The 2,133-nt window shown below is 72.3% G+C and carries 1 protein-coding gene; it reads left to right on the top strand.

What is annotated here, in order from left to right:
• A partial coding sequence (gene kdpB, locus D9R02_RS11705) for a potassium-transporting ATPase subunit KdpB (RefSeq protein ID WP_220700428.1) occupies positions 1-2,133 on the top strand: 2,133 nt, incomplete at both ends.

The following is a 2,133-nucleotide window of genomic DNA, read 5'->3' as shown; positions in this document are numbered from 1 at the left end:
GGGTGCGGCCGGGCGGCCCCCGCGGCCCGCCCGGCCGCACCCCGCAAGACCCTCACGTGGCGGCAGCTGCGCGGGGCTCTGCCCGGCGCGGTGCGCAAGCTCGACCCCCGCACCCAGTGGCACAACCCCGTGATGTTCATCGTGTGGGTGGGTGCCGTGGTCACCACGGTGTTCGCCGTGGCGGAGCTGTTCACCGGCGGCGCGCAGGACTCCGGCGGCACCGCGGTCCCCGGTGCGTTCACGTGGGCGATCGCCGTGTGGCTGTGGCTCACCGTGGTCTTCGCGAACCTCGCGGAGTCCATCGCGGAGGGCCGCGGCAAGGCCCAGGCGGAGTCCCTGCGCCAGACGCGCACCAGCACCACCGCGCACCGCGTGCGGGACTACGACGACGCCGCGGACCCGGGTGCCCAGCGCGCGGTCACCGAGGAGGCGTCCTCGGCGGACCTCACCCTGGGTGACGTGGTGGTGGTCTCCGCGGGCGAGCTGATCCCCGGGGACGGGGACATCGTGTGGGGCATCGCGAGCGTGGACGAGTCCGCGATCACCGGCGAGTCCGCCCCCGTGGTGCGCGAGTCCGGCGGCGACCGCTCCGCGGTGACCGGTGGCACGCGCGTGCTCTCGGACCGGATCGTCGTGCGGATCACCTCCAAGCCCGGTGAGACGTTCGTGGACCGGATGATCTCCCTGGTGGAGGGCGCCGCCCGCCAGCGCACCCCCAACGAGATCGCCCTGAACATCCTGCTGGCGTCCCTGTCCATCGTGTTCGTGGTGGTCACGCTGAGCCTGAACCCGATTGCCTCCTACCCCGCGAGCCCCGCGAGCGTGACCGTGCTGATCGCGCTGCTCGTGTGCCTGATCCCCACGACCATCGGCGCGCTGCTCTCCGCGATCGGCATCGCGGGCATGGACCGGCTGGTGCAGCGCAACGTGCTGGCCATGTCAGGGCGCGCCGTGGAGGCCGCCGGGGACGTGACCACCCTGCTGCTCGACAAGACCGGCACCATCACGTACGGCAACCGCCGCGCCACCGCGTTCGTCCCGCTCACCGGGGTGGCCGAGGAGGAGCTCGTGCACGCCGCGGCGCTCTCGTCCCTGGCGGACCCCACGCCCGAGGGCTCCTCGATCGTGGACCTGGCCCGCGAGCGCGGGGCGAGCCTCGAGCGGGAGGCCGCGGGCGACGTCGTCCCCTTCACCGCGCAGACGCGGATGTCCGGGCTGGACCTGCCGGACGGCTCGCAGATCCGCAAGGGCGCGGGCTCCGCGATCGTCGCGTGGCTCTCGGAGGACGGCGCGCAGCCGGACGACGCCGCCCGCGGTGAGCTCCAGGAGCGCGTCACCAAGATCTCCCGCTCGGGCGGCACCCCGCTGGTGGTCGCGCACAAGCGGGCCGACGGCGCGGCGCGCGTGCTCGGCGTGGTGCACCTCAAGGACGTGGTCAAGGAGGGGCTCACCGAGCGCTTCGCGCAGCTGCGCGCCATGGGCATCCGCACCGTGATGGTCACGGGTGACAACCCCCTGACCGCCGCGGCCATCGCGGAGGAGGCCGGCGTGGACGACTACCTCGCGGAGGCCACCCCGGAGCAGAAGCTCGCCTACATCCGCACGGAGCAGGAGGGCGGGAACCTCGTGGCCATGACCGGTGACGGCACCAACGACGCCCCCGCGCTGGCCCAGGCGGACGTTGGCGTGGCCATGAACACCGGCACCTCCGCGGCCAAGGAGGCCGGGAACATGGTGGACCTGGACTCGGACCCCACCAAGCTCATCGACATCGTCGCGATCGGCAAGCAGCTGCTCATCACCCGCGGGGCGCTCACCACGTTCTCGATCGCCAACGACATCGCCAAGTACTTCGCGATCATCCCCGCGATCTTCATCGGGGTGTTCCCGGGGCTCGCGGTGCTCAACGTGATGGGCCTGCACTCGCCGGCCTCCGCGGTGCTCTCCGCCGTGATCTTCAACGCGATCGTGATCGTGTTCCTGGTCCCGCTGGCCCTGCGGGGTGTGAAGTACCGGCCCATGAACGCGTCCAAGACCCTGGGGCGCAACCTCGCGGTCTACGGGCTGGGCGGGATCATCACGCCCTTCCTGGGGATCTGGCTGATCGACCTGGTGGTCCGGCTGATCCCGGGC

Source organism: Kocuria rhizophila (assembly GCF_003667225.1).
Classification (GTDB): Bacteria; Actinomycetota; Actinomycetes; order Actinomycetales; family Micrococcaceae; genus Kocuria; species Kocuria rhizophila.
The sequence above is the reverse complement of the archived record's forward strand: the minus strand, read 5'-3'. Positions and strand labels throughout refer to the sequence as shown.